The organism is Priestia sp. ST2 (assembly GCF_055810735.1).
In genome coordinates this window covers 1,173,102-1,186,341 of sequence record NZ_JBVVNT010000001.1, presented here as the reverse complement: position 1 = coordinate 1,186,341, position 13,240 = coordinate 1,173,102, and the positions used below count along the sequence as shown (strand labels likewise).

Below are 13,240 nucleotides of genomic sequence, written 5' to 3'. Positions count from 1 at the left end.
CTTAACGACGTATTAAAAACATATTCATGATTTTATATGGATATGAGCACGGGAACGGAAAATATAAAAGCTAAATTGTATTATTTATTGAATAAAAAAAGAAGTCACCCCTTGGTAACTTCTTTTCCTCTTCTACTATGCATGTATCGTTCAATAACCAGATACTGCAGTTATCACCCCATTTATAAAAGGGATATCTACATCACTTGAATTAGTATCATTTTGTTCCTAATTTATCAATTAATTTAAGCGTATCATTATATAGACTTAATTGATGTCGGTGGGACTCTAATTCAGGTGGGATACGGATTTGTAAAGGAATTGAAGACAGATCCAGTAAATCCAAAGATGATTTGTTTATAGCGTGATTTTCTAAGTTTTGATTAGCTTGTTTTGTGACGTATTCTCCTAATACTTGTAGTTGAACAGCCCATTTTTGCCGATCAACTGTGGGTAGAGAATTCGTTTCGGACCAGTCATTAAATGTAGTGAGCACACCTGAAATATAGGTGTAGCCATGCTTCAGTTGAAAAAGGAATTGTTCGTTTTGTTTTAACTGCTGCTTTTTATTTCTGCCAAATGGGTTCAACCTTAAACTCTTCTCTGCTTTTTCGAATTCCTTTTCAACCTGATGAAGTTCCTGAAGCAGGTTAGTTGTATCATCTATTAAATTTTCGCCCTCAACGAATTCGCAGTTATTGTTTACCCAATAAGCCGCCTTTTTAAATAATTGTCCAAGGTCTATTCCAAATTGGGTCAAGGTTCTGCGAGCTTCTTTTACGTAATTTGGAGGAACAATTATGATATGGATTATAATAGCGACAAGAGCTCCTATGATCGTATCTCTTATTCGATCAGAGACATAATAATTTGTTTTATGAACGAATACAAAAACTAATAAAATGGTAAGAGCAATTTGATGAATGATCGTCTTATGTAGCCTTAGTACAACAGGAAGCACCATTCCCATTGTTAATAATAATCCTATTGTCCACCCGTTTACTTCTAAATGTTTAATGATAAAAATCGTAGCAGCAATTCCAAAAAGAGTGCCGATAATTCGATAAAAAGCATACACAGCAGAATGCTGGATGGTTTCTTGAATAGAAAGAATCACGGTTAAAGGCGCCAAATAAGGATGTTTAGAGCCTAACATTTTTGCCAGTTCCCACGATACACCCGAAGCTATAGATATTTTGGCTATAAGTATTAATCCTTTTATTAGTTCGAGCTTTTGCTTTCCCTTATTTATATCCATAAAAACTCCTTTATTTAAAAAGTGCTCTTCTACACCTATGTATGTAAGCCAACTTACAGTCACTTCCTGCCGTTACTTACTATTGACTGGAGAAGGTAACTTTATTACAAACAAAGCCGTTTTCATATATAAGAGTTGATTGAATAAGACCCTTCTCTTAAAACACATACTTGCTGTTTAGCTATCCTTCAACCCATCTATTTATCCCGCAATTTATGTACTACGCTTTCTATATGTTTCACCGCTTGGTATACACCATTTTCCAATTGAATGATGCTTTTTATTTGTTGAGCGTTTTCAATATACTCTTTATTTTCTACTTGTTCTAACGCCTGAACCAATTCGAATACCTGGAGATTTTTTTCTTGTAACGGCTTTAGTGAATACCCTTTTTTATAGAGGAGATTTGCCCAAAACGGTTGATCCACTGTAAACGGAATGATAATTTGTGGTACGCCACTCAGTAAAGCTTCAGACATTGTTCCAACACCTCCATGATGAATAATGCCTTTAGCACGTTTAAATAAAAGTCTATGGGATGCATCTTTAACGGCAAGTATATTCTCTTGTTGATTAAACTTCATACCGCTTGTTCCTGTTAACACTATTGCGCGATTGTCCGTCTCCCTTAATGCCTGAACTAACTTTTGTTTAAAAATTGACGGACTCTTTAAAGGCATAGAACTAAATGATACTACAATAGGCTTCTTTCCTTTTTCTAGAAATTTTTCTATTTCATTGGGTAACATCTCTTTCTCTACATCTAAAAAGAAAAACCCTGATAGAAATACAGAACCTTTCCAACTCTCTACTTCTTTGAAAAGAAAAGGACTAATCGGATAAAGTATAGAAATAGGTACACCGTTTACGTCATATGTGTAAAGTCCTGCTTTTCTCTTTGGAAGTTTTAACGTTTTTTCTCTAAAATCGTTAATTTCTTTCATAAAAGGGTATTCACTGAATTTTATTAGCTTGTAGGATAATCTATTTAATGTAGAGCCAAAGCTTTTTTTCGATGATAAAGAGAAATTTGGGAACTCTGTAATTGGATACATAATTGGAACGGGCGGTAAGCAAATGCAAGGAATATGATAGTATAGAGCAATATCAACCGCACCAAGAGCTTTAGGATGATAAATGATTAAATCTGCTCCTTGGGAAGCCTGATAAAAATCATCCATACTTTTTCTGTAGGATGGAGCAATTTTTTCTTTTAAAAACTTCATTATCTTAAAAGGTGAAAACCTTTTACCATTAAGTATATCTCTTCCTTCCTCGCTCTCCATTATTGCCATCAAATCAGTAGAAGTGGGATGAAAAGAAACCCTATTTTCTTCAATAAAACGTTGAAACGTCGCACCTGTACAAATAACTACTTCATGCCCATTCTTAATCATTTCTCGAGCAAGTGCAATATAAGGCTGTACATCTCCTCTACTGCCTAACGTTAAAATTGCTACTTTCATAATTTTCACCCCCACAATAAATAATAACTTAATTTTTTTGTTTTGCTGCAACTATATTTTAGCTTATGTATGAATTTTTCTTATTTATTTAATTTTTGATTTCGTTAAGTTAAATGATAATGTCTTACGATTTGCGATAGTTCTTGCATTCACAATCAAGTAGCTTTAAAAGGTTTACGATTTATTTTTAAATCGGCATTTATATCTTTTGTTTGAGGGAAACTTTATATTACACATAATGTATGTAAGCTATGTTAAAGGTTGTTTCCTCACTAAGAGGAAACAGCCTTTCTCTTCTTGCATGTTTGTAAGCACAAACTTACTTTTCTATGATTGAAGTTGTATTCAAATTGATATTATTTAGCATTATATAAGTAATTTATTACTTATTAATGATACCTTAGGAAAATATCATCTATAATAAACAAAGTTATAAGGATCGCGCATTATTGAAACAAAAATTAGTAAAGCAGTACATCTCTCCAGGTGAACAGAAACCTATCCCTAAAGAGAATATACCCTTACCAATACTTGGCACATGAAGCATAATTTTAGTTTTAAAGAGACAAAGGAGCATAAGAATGGTTACATATTGGATTATTTTATTAGCTATCGCTGTAGGTGTAATATTTATCGCAGAAAAAATGAAACAACCTTATCCCACTTTCCTTGTAGTAATAGGATTAATCATTGGTTTGGTACCAATTCCTGCATTGGGAGAAATAAAAAGTTATGCAGCCAATGATACCGTGTTTCAAACGACCGTTATTTTTATCTTTTTATCAGCTTTGTTAGGGGATGCAGCACTTAAACTGCCTTTTGATGAACTAAAACGTAATAAGAAATCTATTTCTTTATTAGCTTTTTTAGGCACATTTCTTACCTTCTTACTAGTTGCTGCTTCTACTTATTTTTTCTTGCACCTTTCTTTACAAGAAGCCTTAATTTTCGGTGCACTTATGGCAGCTACTGACCCTGTATCCGTTCTAAGTATTTTTAAGTCAATGGGCCTAAACAAGCGTCTCTCCATTGTAGTCGAAGGAGAAAGTTTAGCAAATGACGGAGTTGCTGTTGTACTATTTCAAATTGCTGTGGTAACTACTGCCTTGAGCTTAACAGGTACATTGAATGCGCTGCTTGAATTTCTGAAAGTTGTAAGTGGAGGCATATTGATTGGTGGAGTGTTTGGTTTATTAGCTTCTCGTATTACATCTAAGATTGATCATTATTTAGTGGAGACTGGATTATCGATGGTTCTATTTTATGGTACGTTTCAGCTAGCTGAACACTTTGATGTTTCTGGGGTAATATCTGTAGTAGTAGGTGGCGTAATCTTAGGAACTTATGGACGAAACGTAGGTATGTCAGATCTAACACATGAAAAAGTGAATTCCTTTTGGGAAACGATTGCTTTTCTCTCTAATGCACTTATTTTCTTACTGGTAGGGTTAGAAGTGAGTCGTATTGATTTTTTAGATAAAGGATGGCTTATCGTTGGAAGTATTCTTATTGTTCTTTTAGCACGTTTTCTCGCTGTCTATATAAGCTTAGCTTTTGATAAATCCATTCCAACTTCATGGAAACCTATTATTTCGTGGGGAGGGTTAAAAGGCTCTCTTTCAATTGCGCTTGTTTTAGGCATTACACCCGAATTTGAAGGGAAAAATCTGTTATTAGCCATGACATTTAGTAATGTAGTCTTTTCTCTTCTTGTTCAAGGAACAACACTAAAAAAATTAGTTTCATTTTTGAATGTAAAATAAACGCCTATACTAAAAGAGAGTTGATGTTATTTTTGAAACTTTTCTTACACCCACTCGTAGATCCATAAGAAGCAACCTTACTCCTTTCTTAGTAGACATACAATAAATACGCGATAGACAGCGTACAAGGAGGAATTAGATGGAATCAAAAATGAGTTGGTGTATTAAAAATCCTTCGTTTTATTTAGGAGCTGTTTTATTTCTGATCTTTGGTAGCCAATGCGTTATGGGATATATAAAAGAACATCAATTCTACGTTCTAGAGAGCATATTAAGTATCATAGGCGTTTTTATGATTGTTCTACCGTTGAAAAAGAAACTTGCTCATCATTCACCAAAAAGCACTTAGTTATATGGGAAGGGCCCCTGATTTCGAGACAAGGATCAAAACACCTTTTAAACAGCCAGTTTTCGGTATTGTACCGGTGACTGGTTATTTAGTTTTGTTTGAATACGGATATGGTTATAATAAATAATATAGCTTTCGACAGTTTGTTCTACGATGTTAGTCGTAGTACATGTTAACTCATCGAGGTAAAATGTTTCAGACTTCAGGCTGGAATGAAACGATTCAATTCAATTGCTTTTAATTTCACTTCTACTGGATAGCTCACTCTTGCTCCCATAGAAAAAACACCTCTAGGTTATTGTTAGGTACTACATACCTGTTTTTTAACTTAAAGGTGTTTTTTATTTGTCTCATTCATGGGGGCAGTCCCGAGCAGCTAAAGGGTTTTAAAAGCTATTTTATGTTTTGCTTTGACTAAAGGCTGGTTTAGCTGAATACTTCTGAAGACTCTAAGATAGCCATAACGCTTTGTACGGATTCGATTGAACGTTTTAGCCCTTCATTTTCCTTTTCCGTTAAAGGAAGTTCAATGATATGTTCAATTCCATCTCCTCCTAGAATTGTGGGTACACCTAGGTAAAGGTTATTACAGCCATATTCCCCTTCTAGATAAGCTACAGAAGGGAGAATTCGCTTCTTATCCTTTAGGATTGCTTCTGCCATTTGAACCATAGAAGCAGCAGGAGCATAATAGGCACTTCCATTTCCAAGCAGGTTAACGATTTCTCCTCCACCTTTGCGGGTTCGCTCTACAATCGCTTCTATACGTTCAGGTGAAATGATTTTATCAAGTGGAATTCCTCCGGCATACGAATAACGAACTAATGGTACCATATCATCTCCGTGGCCCCCTAAAACAAATCCTGATACATCTTCAACAGAGATATTTAATTCTTGAGCCACAAATGTATTAAAGCGGGCTGTATCTAATACACCAGATTGGCCTATTACTCTATTCTTAGGGAACCCCGTAGTCTTATAACAAACGTATGTCATTGCATCAACTGGATTACTTAATACAATAATATAACTGTTTGGTGCATGCTTTTTTACATTTTCCGATACTTCTTTCATAATCTTTGCGTTTGTTGAGACTAGGTCATCACGGCTCATTCCCGGTTTTCTTGGAAGTCCTGCAGTAATTAATACTAAATCTGCATCCTGAATGTCCTCATAGCTAGATGTTCCCTTAATATTAGCGTCAAATCCTTGGACTGGGCTTGCCTCTAACATATCAAGTGCTTTTCCTTTAGTCGGGTTAGTCTGGGAAGGAATATCAACTAACACTACGTCTCCAAGTTCTTTTTGTGCCATCATTAATGCTGCTGTGGCTCCTGTAAATCCCGCTCCAATTACAGCTATTTTTTTACGCTTAAATGCCATGATTTATCCCCCGTTCTCCGTCGTTTATATGTATGTTATTCTACTTTTTGATCTTCTTCTACAGCAGCAGAATCTGCTTTTGCTTTATATTGAATACTGGATTTTGTTTTAGCAGCAGATGATTTTTTAGTCGCTTTATTGTCTTTAGGTGTCTCCTTTGACTGCGATTCTTTATTTTCATCTTTTAATAGGCTATTTCCAACCTCTTCATCAGGATGGGGAATTACATGCGCTGACACTAATTCTCCAACGCGAGCCGCTTCTTCTTTTCCCATATCTACAGCTGCTTGTACTGCACTAACATCACCTTCAACTAACACTGTTACAAGGGCTGCATCCACTTTTTCTTGCTTCACTAAGCGGACATCAGCTGATTTTAACATCGCATCCGCTGCGACGATTGAACCTATTAAGCCTCTTGTTTCAATCATGCCAAGAGCTTTAGCCATTCTCTCCACCTCTTTCTATATCAACAGAATCTATAATCCCGATAATAATTGCATCAATGGGTAATGGAGTGTCGGATGCCATATGTGCTGCGGCACTTCCTTGAGTAACCATTACCTTATCACCAATCCCGGCTCCAATACGATCAACTGCAATAAAAGAAGAGTCGTTATTCGATTTATTTAAAAGTTCAGGTTGAACAACTAAAAACTTTAAACCGCGTAAGTTATCTTCTTTTCTTGTTGCCCAGACGTTGCCAATTACTGTCCCTATTTTCATAAAACATCCGCTCCCTCTACGTCTATCACGCAAATTTCTTTTCCTAATTCTCTTGCTGTATCGCGCGCTAAAGGAGTGATAATCGTTTTAGGTGAAACAGTAATTTTTTCTTCTTCTACTAATTTCACATGTCTTTGGGTTAGCACTCGTTCTGTAAATGATACAGAATGTCTGTTTAAGCCTGATTGCAAAAATCTCTCAAATGATTGGATTTTTACTCCAAAGCTTTCTAATGTATTTTTATAAGCGATTAAATGTGCTGCATACTTATTGTTTACTGTTTTTTTTTGATTACTGGATAGCAAAACGTTTCCTAAAGTTACAGAAGGAATGAGTGAAACAGAAATTCCTTCTAGCAAAGCCTCAGCTAAAAGATAACTTTCTAGTGTATCTGTCATACCAAGAGCCCCTTTTACTAGCAGGTCCTGCTTTGCTTCTGCAAATAAAATACCTTGTATATCTTTTGGAAGGTTTTCTTTTTGGTCATCGCTGTAAACCAGTGTCCAGCTTGTTTCTAACTTTTTGATTTGAATTAGATCAATTTCCGCCAACTCTTTCACGATCAGCAGCTTTGGCTTTACATTTAGGTGCTGCTTGTCTGATTTATCTAATCGTTTTAAAACTTCTACTACAATTTGTTCAATCAGAGCATGATTGTTCATAAAGCTTCCTCGTATAGAGAAAGAATCCCTGTAGCTCCAGTAGAAATTAGCCCAGCATTCGCTTCATCTGTATCAATATGCATTTCAAGCTTAAACTTTGGCGAAACTCGAATTAATACACGTTCGAGCGTAGTAGGTCTTTCTCCTTGAGCGGTAATGCGAACACACTGACCATTTTTCACACCATAAGCTTCAGCATCATCCGGCGTCATATGAATATGAGCTCGTGCAATGATTAAGCCTTCTTTCTTGTAGATGCTACCCTTTGGTCCAACTAATGTAATCGCTTCTGAATTCTTTATATCTCCAGACTCACGTAGTGGAGGAACAGAACCAAGTTTAATTGAATCTGTTTTACTGACCTCCACTTGAGTTATACTCCTTGCTGGACCAAGGACTCGCACCTTTTCGATGCTTCCTTTAGGTCCCACAATGGTAACTGTTTCATTAGCTGCAAATTGCCCAGGCTGAGACAGGTCTGATTTTTTTGTTAGCTCATACCCTGCTCCAAAAAGAGCTTCTACATCTTCTATACTTAAGTGACAGTGTCTAGCAGATACAGCCATTGGGACTGTATTGCTTTGCTTGGTTGTTTGACTTAGCTGCTGAACAACCTCTGCTACAATCGATTGAATGGCCTGCTTATTCATGCGCTATGCTCCTAACTTTTTAAGCTTATAGTTCACTATCAATTTTTGGTAAAATACTTTCTAATTCATTGTGTGGGCGTGGGATAACATGAACGGAAATAAGTTCTCCAACACGCTGTGCAGCTGCAGCACCAGAATCTGTCGCTGCTTTTACCGCGCCTACGTCACCGCGTACTAAAACCGTTACAATTCCTCCACCTACGTGAACTTTACCAACTAAATGTACGTTTGCTGCTTTTACCATTGCGTCTGCTGCCTCTACTGATGCTACTAATCCTTTTGTTTCAATCATTCCTAATGCTGTTAGTTCTCTTGCCATTTTTAATTCCCCCTAATTAGTTTGTTTGATATTTTTGAAGTGCTTGATTAACCATTTCAGAAATTGCTGCCGAATCAATCGGTCCCTGTGGCTTTAATTGATTCATAACTTCGTTGACAATTTCCTGTACGTCTTGATGATCTTTTGTATCTGACGAAGCAGAGGTAGAAGATAGAGATGGTTTCGGAATTGTTACCTCTTTTGTGCCGTAAGCCATTCGCTTAATATTTAATAAATGGCGAGCGGTCACATTGTCTGACGTAATGTTGCCTCCAAACGAACCGCATCCTAGTGTAAAGGAAGGCTTAAGTCCAGTCGTACCACCCACAGCTCCTACTGACGAGAGTGTGTTGACCATCAGTCTCGAGATCGGCATTTCAAGAGCAAACGTTTTAGCTACAGCATCATCGTTTGTATGAAGCGATAAACTATGACCTCTTCCTCCAAGGTTTAATAAGCTTAAACATAATTCCCTTGCTTGTTCGTTGTTCTTAGCTGTATACAATGGGAAGATAGGTGCTAGCTTTTCAATCGAAAATGGTACATCCTTGGCCACCTTTGTTTCTTCAGCAACTAAGATGCGTGTATCAGAAGGTACTGTAATACCTGCCATTTCAGCAATTTTCACAGCACTTTGACCAACAATATTCGGATTAAGCTTCTTTGGAATCGGTGAAATCACTTTTTCCATCTTGGCTTTCTCTTCTGAATTTAAAAAGTAGGCTCCATTATTCTTTAATTCTCTAATAGCCATTTGTTGAATATTAAGATCGACAACAATTGCTTGCTCGGTTGCACAGATCGTGCCGTTGTCGAACGTTTTGCTATCGACAATCATTTTTACTGCTTGGTCAACCTTCGCAGTCTTTTCAATATATACAGGTACATTTCCTGGACCTACACCATAAGCTGGTTTCCCAGAACTATACGCTGCTCGAACGAGACCACTTCCACCTGTTGCTAGAATTAAGTTCACATCTTTATGCTTCATTAATTCATTGGTTGCTGCCATAGAAGGATTAGAAATCCAACCAATAATCCCTTCTGGAGCTCCTGCTTCAACTGCTGCACGGGAACAAATTTTAAGTGCTTCTACTGTACAGTTCATTGCCCGAGGATGAGGGCTGACCACTAGAGCATTTCTAGTTTTTAAACTAATTAATGTCTTGAAGATAGCCGTTGAAGTTGGGTTAGTTGTAGGAATAATTCCAGCAACAACTCCAAAAGGAGAGGCGACTTCTATCACTTTGTTCGCTCTATCTTCGTGAACAATACCTACTGTTTTTTCATTTTTAATTGATTCATAAACAGCTCTAGATCCTACCTCATTTTTGATTTTCTTATGTTCTGCAACACCCATTCGCGTTTCTTCCACTGCCATTTTCGCTAATTCCAATGCTTTAGAATAGGCTGCTTCGGCAACTTGTTCAACAATGCGATCTACTTGTTCTTGTGAAAAATTCAAGTATACCTGCTGTGCGGCTTTTGCCTTTTCCACTGCATCTCGCATCTCTTGCAAAGATTGAAGATCTTGATCAAACTGCATATCCAACAACTCCTTTCTACTGTCTATAAGCTTTTTAATAATGAACTGGATTTCTTGCAATGTCTAAAATAGCCTGGCGAAACGCATCAGCAGCTGCTTGACAGGCTGATTGAGATCCTGTTAAAAACCCACCGCCAAAATTTGTTTCAGAAGGAGGGGCAAAAAATTTCACAAGTTCTACATCAGCTGCTTTAAGCGCTACATCAAGTCCATACATAGCCTCTAGTGGAGGGGCAATTAAATAAGCTAGCGGTTCGCCAATATCGATTCCTGCTTCTTTAGAAAGATAAGAACCTGTTCTTGCCACCACATGTGCATACAGCGCGTGATTTTTCTCTTCATCTAACGCTTCAAAATAGGCATCTGATTTTGTCACTTGTAAAACAGCCTCAATACCAGCTTTAACTTCATCTGGACTTGGACCTGCTAATACCCCAATCATTTCACCTGATAGCGGACCTGACGCATGGGCAGCGCCAGCATAAAAGGAACGGGCATAAGCTACCTCAACGTCTGCTCTTTTAGTGGCTTCATCTAAAGCTGTATAGCCTACGTCATCAATACTTGATGTAAACATGGCTAAACTTCTATGGTAAGGCTGCAAGTTAAACTGTTGAACTAAGGCGTCATCCACATTTGGAATCACACGAACAGCTAAAATGTCAGCATGGATACGTGTTAAAGCCACTCTTATTCACCTCTATTGTTCTTTTTGAACAAGCGATACTCCGCTAGCTTCATATTTTAAAATTTTTTGAACCAATGTACCGAGATAAGCACCCGCTTCAACTGGAGGAATACCGCCTTTATGAATATTGGAAACCACCATTCTCTCAGCTTCAATCATTCCTTTTTTCGGTTCATAGCATAAATAGGCACTTAAAGATTCTGCGCTTATAAGTCCCGGGCGTTCTCCAATCAAAAGTACCACCACTTTTGGCGTCAGAAGTTCACCAATGTCGTCCATTACAGCAACTCGACCTTTTTCTATGTAAAACGGAACGCCGACATCTAAACCAGCGCTTTTTAAGGACTGTTGAAGAGATAGGTAAACATCTTCGACATTTTCTTCAATGGCCTTGGAGCTTAAACCATCAGAAACAATAATTTGAACAGTTGGTGATTTGGTACATCTCTCTTGAATGCACTTTTTTGCTTCGTCTGATAGCTTTCGTCCATAATCCGGCCGGCGAATGTATACTTCTTTATCCGTTACCTGAGTATTTACTTTAAATAAGTTCAGCCGTTTTAAAAGGTCGTCGTTCACATTGCCATACACAGCGTCAACGGCTGCTGCATGGTCATAGCGGAATTTCAGCCATGTTTCTGTTCGCGGACGTAAACCTGCTCTGCCAATCCCTATTCGGGCAGGTGTTTTTTGAATCAATGTATCTAATTCTTCTTGATTCACTGGGTTTTTAATACCCGGCACCTGCTGCTTTGGTTCAATGTTCTCTTCCTGCTGAATAGGCATTTTACTTTCAGGCAGAGATGCCGAATTATCTTCTTGAATATTCGGAAATTTAATTAATTCCTTTGCCGACTCTTCTTCTACCACTTCAGCTAGAGGCCCATTAGTTACCTTCGTATTGGCATTGGATGTGTGAGCCCAAAAAGCTACGCTGCTTTGACGTTCGTCAGTAGGAGAATTTTGTTCGAAACTAGATTGTTTTTCTAGCTTTTCAACAATGGATCGTGTAATTTTTTCAATCAATTCAGGATTCATCCTCTTTATCACCTACCTTGTAAAAATACTTGGATCTCCTGCGTATTTACCTAATTTCCCTTGTTCAAAAATCCCCATTTTCTCAAGCCATTCTGCAAATAAAGGAGAAGGCTGTTTCCCCATCGTTTGCCTTAAAGTCGCTACATCGTGGTAGCTCATTGATTGGTAGTTAAGCATACAATCATCACCCATTGGTGTTGCGATAATAAAATTAACACCTGCAGCTGTTAGCAATACACCCAGATCTTCAATATCATTTTGATCTGCTTTGATATGATTGGTGTAACAAATATCTACACCCATCGGAATTCCATGCATCTTTGCCATAAAATGATCTTCTAAGCCTGCGCGAATAACTTGTTTGTTGTTATATAAGTACTCAGGTCCAATAAAACCGACCACGGTATTTACAATGTAAGGGTCATAATGACGTGCAAACCCATAGTTACGCGACTCTAACGTTAGCTGATCCATTCCAAAATGTGCTTCAGCTGATAGCTCAGAACCTTGTCCTGTTTCAAAATATAAGCGTTGAGGCCCTGTTCCTGTTCCGTGACTTTTTGCTAATTGATTTGCCTCTTCTAGTAAGGCAGCGCTGATTCCAAATGAACGGTTAGCGGCTTCTGTTCCAGCAATACTTTGGAAAATCATATCCGCTGGTGCTCCTTGTTCAATGGCTTTCATCTGAGTCGTAACATGAGCTAAGACACAGTTTTGAGTTGGAATCTCCCAATCATTCATAAAATTTTTTGTGGCGTGGAGCAGTCGTTTTACACTTTCAACTGAATCATCTACAGGGTTAATACCAATAACAGCGTCTCCAATTCCGTAAGACAGCCCTTCTTTTAAAGAAGCAATCATACCCTCTACATTATCTGTAGGATGATTAGGCTGCAGTCTAGAAGCTAAGACTCCTTTTTGGCCAATAGTAATGTTGCATTTTGTTAAAATTTCAACCTTATTTGCGGCGTGAACTAAATCGAGGTTTGACATTAATTTTGCTACTGCAGCAATAATTTCACTATTTAACCCTCGACTAATCCTCTTTAAATCCTCACCCGTTGTTTCATCACTTAAGATATACTCTCTAAGCTCTGCTATGGACCAATTTTTCATTGCTTGATAGATAGGTTCATTTACTTCACTCTCAATAATTTGAGATACTTCATCTTCTTCAGGTGAGATCATTGGGTTTTCGCGAATATCAGCAAGTGTTAATTCACTAAGCACTTCCTTTGCTGCAATTCTTTCTTGAACGGTTTCTGCAGCTAAACCTGCCAGCCGGTCACCAGACTTTTCTTCATTTGCCTTAGCAAACAAATCTTTCAAATCAGAAAATTGATAGACAGCACCTAAATAATGTGTATGTAACTTCAACAGTGAAGCCCCCTT

14 protein-coding genes and 1 pseudogene are annotated in these 13,240 nt (G+C 37.6%); 2 read left to right on the top strand and 13 right to left on the bottom strand.

The annotated features are described in order from the left end of the window. Positions 1-217: 217 nt before the first annotated feature. Both AC0KUU_RS06150 and AC0KUU_RS06145 read right to left on the bottom strand, forming a co-directional pair. Positions 218-1,258 carry an FUSC family protein gene (locus AC0KUU_RS06150; protein WP_237074258.1) on the bottom strand — a complete coding sequence of 347 codons (1,041 nt, stop codon included), beginning with the start codon at positions 1,256-1,258 and terminating at the stop codon, positions 218-220. Positions 1,259-1,455: 197 nt separating this feature from the next. After that, complete coding sequence (locus tag AC0KUU_RS06145; RefSeq protein ID WP_043980914.1) at positions 1,456-2,724, bottom strand: glycosyltransferase; 1,269 nt, start codon at positions 2,722-2,724, stop codon at positions 1,456-1,458. A 581-nt stretch (positions 2,725-3,305) separates the two neighbouring features. Between AC0KUU_RS06145 and AC0KUU_RS06140 the strand changes: the two genes are divergently transcribed. Both AC0KUU_RS06140 and AC0KUU_RS06135 read left to right on the top strand, forming a co-directional pair. Beyond that, positions 3,306-4,487, top strand: coding sequence for a cation:proton antiporter (locus AC0KUU_RS06140; protein WP_237074257.1), 1,182 nt, complete (start codon positions 3,306-3,308; stop codon positions 4,485-4,487). Between the two features lie 139 nt (positions 4,488-4,626). Continuing rightward, complete coding sequence (locus tag AC0KUU_RS06135) at positions 4,627-4,836, top strand: hypothetical protein (RefSeq protein WP_043978263.1); 210 nt, start codon at positions 4,627-4,629, stop codon at positions 4,834-4,836. A gap of 47 nt (positions 4,837-4,883) precedes the next feature. Here the strand turns inward: AC0KUU_RS06135 and AC0KUU_RS06130 are convergent. From AC0KUU_RS06130 to AC0KUU_RS06080, 11 genes and pseudogenes are all read right to left on the bottom strand, one after another. Beyond that, positions 4,884-5,063 (bottom strand): annotated as a pseudogene (locus tag AC0KUU_RS06130) (IS3 family transposase); the annotation flags it as partial. A gap of 199 nt (positions 5,064-5,262) precedes the next feature. Beyond that, positions 5,263-6,219, bottom strand: coding sequence for a malate dehydrogenase (gene mdh, locus AC0KUU_RS06125; RefSeq protein ID WP_013058360.1), 957 nt, complete (start codon positions 6,217-6,219; stop codon positions 5,263-5,265). Between the two features lie 35 nt (positions 6,220-6,254). Then, positions 6,255-6,668, bottom strand: coding sequence for a BMC domain-containing protein (locus AC0KUU_RS06120; RefSeq protein WP_013084349.1), 414 nt, complete (start codon positions 6,666-6,668; stop codon positions 6,255-6,257). Then, complete coding sequence (locus tag AC0KUU_RS06115; protein WP_013058362.1) at positions 6,661-6,945, bottom strand: EutN/CcmL family microcompartment protein; 285 nt, start codon at positions 6,943-6,945, stop codon at positions 6,661-6,663. The genes AC0KUU_RS06120 and AC0KUU_RS06115 overlap by 8 nt, the downstream gene beginning before the upstream one ends. Continuing rightward, entirely contained in the window at positions 6,942-7,607 is a 666-nt protein-coding gene (locus tag AC0KUU_RS06110) for a hypothetical protein (RefSeq protein ID WP_043978258.1), read from the bottom strand. Before AC0KUU_RS06110 ends, AC0KUU_RS06115 begins: the two co-directional genes overlap by 4 nt. Next, entirely contained in the window at positions 7,604-8,257 is a 654-nt protein-coding gene (locus AC0KUU_RS06105; RefSeq protein ID WP_043978256.1) for a phosphate propanoyltransferase, read from the bottom strand. Before AC0KUU_RS06105 ends, AC0KUU_RS06110 begins: the two co-directional genes overlap by 4 nt. A 25-nt stretch (positions 8,258-8,282) precedes the next feature. Beyond that, a complete protein-coding gene (gene eutM / locus AC0KUU_RS06100) occupies positions 8,283-8,576 on the bottom strand; it encodes an ethanolamine utilization microcompartment protein EutM (protein WP_013058365.1) in 294 nt (97 codons plus the stop codon). Between the two features lie 16 nt (positions 8,577-8,592). Then, the gene (locus AC0KUU_RS06095) at positions 8,593-10,122 is read right to left on the bottom strand and encodes an acetaldehyde dehydrogenase (acetylating) (protein WP_080781590.1); all 1,530 of its coding nucleotides are present in this window, start codon (positions 10,120-10,122) and stop codon (positions 8,593-8,595) included. A 34-nt stretch (positions 10,123-10,156) separates the two neighbouring features. Then, on the bottom strand, positions 10,157-10,810 hold the full coding sequence (eutL, locus tag AC0KUU_RS06090; protein WP_043978254.1) for an ethanolamine utilization microcompartment protein EutL: 654 nt from the start codon (positions 10,808-10,810) through the stop codon (positions 10,157-10,159). A gap of 12 nt (positions 10,811-10,822) precedes the next feature. Next, positions 10,823-11,848, bottom strand: a complete 1,026-nt coding sequence (eutC, locus tag AC0KUU_RS06085) for an ethanolamine ammonia-lyase subunit EutC (RefSeq protein WP_043978252.1) — start codon at positions 11,846-11,848, stop codon at positions 10,823-10,825. Between the two features lie 12 nt (positions 11,849-11,860). Next, a complete protein-coding gene (locus tag AC0KUU_RS06080; RefSeq protein ID WP_043978250.1) occupies positions 11,861-13,225 on the bottom strand; it encodes an ethanolamine ammonia-lyase subunit EutB in 1,365 nt (454 codons plus the stop codon). Positions 13,226-13,240: the final 15 nt, after the last annotated feature.

Bases quoted from the DNA above. Each gene is read 5' to 3' on its own strand.
- AC0KUU_RS06150 (WP_237074258.1), bottom strand. From the start codon at position 1,258: ATGGATATAAATAAGGGAAAGCAAAAGCTCGAACTAATAAAAGGATTA.
- AC0KUU_RS06145 (WP_043980914.1), bottom strand. From the start codon at position 2,724: ATGAAAGTAGCAATTTTAACGTTAGGCAGTAGAGGAGATGTACAGCCT.
- AC0KUU_RS06140 (WP_237074257.1), top strand. From the start codon at position 3,306: ATGGTTACATATTGGATTATTTTATTAGCTATCGCTGTAGGTGTAATA.
- AC0KUU_RS06135 (WP_043978263.1), top strand. From the start codon at position 4,627: ATGGAATCAAAAATGAGTTGGTGTATTAAAAATCCTTCGTTTTATTTA.
- mdh (WP_013058360.1), bottom strand. From the start codon at position 6,219: ATGGCATTTAAGCGTAAAAAAATAGCTGTAATTGGAGCGGGATTTACA.
- AC0KUU_RS06120 (WP_013084349.1), bottom strand. From the start codon at position 6,668: ATGGCTAAAGCTCTTGGCATGATTGAAACAAGAGGCTTAATAGGTTCA.
- AC0KUU_RS06115 (WP_013058362.1), bottom strand. From the start codon at position 6,945: ATGAAAATAGGGACAGTAATTGGCAACGTCTGGGCAACAAGAAAAGAA.
- AC0KUU_RS06110 (WP_043978258.1), bottom strand. From the start codon at position 7,607: ATGAACAATCATGCTCTGATTGAACAAATTGTAGTAGAAGTTTTAAAA.
- AC0KUU_RS06105 (WP_043978256.1), bottom strand. From the start codon at position 8,257: ATGAATAAGCAGGCCATTCAATCGATTGTAGCAGAGGTTGTTCAGCAG.
- eutM (WP_013058365.1), bottom strand. From the start codon at position 8,576: ATGGCAAGAGAACTAACAGCATTAGGAATGATTGAAACAAAAGGATTA.
- AC0KUU_RS06095 (WP_080781590.1), bottom strand. From the start codon at position 10,122: ATGCAGTTTGATCAAGATCTTCAATCTTTGCAAGAGATGCGAGATGCA.
- eutC (WP_043978252.1), bottom strand. From the start codon at position 11,848: ATGAATCCTGAATTGATTGAAAAAATTACACGATCCATTGTTGAAAAG.